Source organism: Mesorhizobium sp. BHbdii (assembly GCF_053848045.1).
The window spans coordinates 1-422 of sequence record NZ_JBSPKX010000259.1; the positions used below are offsets into that span (position 1 = coordinate 1).

The window sequence follows — 422 nt, forward strand, 5'->3', positions numbered from 1 at the left end:
GGGGTCGCCGGGACCGGCGCCGGCCAGCCAGACATGGCCCGGCTCCAGCGGGCGCGGCTTGAAGTTCAGCCGGGCGAGCGCCTGTTCGAGCGCGGCGTTGCCGCCGTTGTTTTTGCTGTTGCCGCTCACAATCCGTCCCGTCCGCGAAAACGCCGCTGATAGTGGGCGTCGTACAAAGAACTTTCGCCAAAACCTTCCGCCGCCAGCGAGCGGCCGACGAAGATGATCGCGGTGCGCTCCATCGGATCGGCGGCCAGCTGCGCCTCGATCGTTTCCAGCGTACCGGTCAGCACCCGCTCATCCGGCCAGGAGGCGCGGAAGACGATCGCCACCGGACAATCGCCGCCATAATGCGGCGTCAATTCGGCGACGACGCGGTCGATGGCGTGGATGGCAAGATGAATGGCGAGCGTGGCGCCGGT

Annotated in this window: 1 protein-coding gene and 1 pseudogene; both read right to left on the reverse strand. The window is 67.3% G+C overall.

The genetic code is table 11. The annotated features are described in order from the left end of the window. Positions 1–129: pseudogene (locus ACWTU8_RS32920) on the reverse strand (uroporphyrinogen-III C-methyltransferase); the annotation flags it as partial. Next, positions 126–422 (reverse strand): SAM-dependent methyltransferase (locus ACWTU8_RS32925; RefSeq protein WP_455851388.1); only part of this gene is annotated, 297 nt, incomplete at its 5' end. The pseudogene ACWTU8_RS32920 and the gene ACWTU8_RS32925, both read right to left, overlap by 4 nt.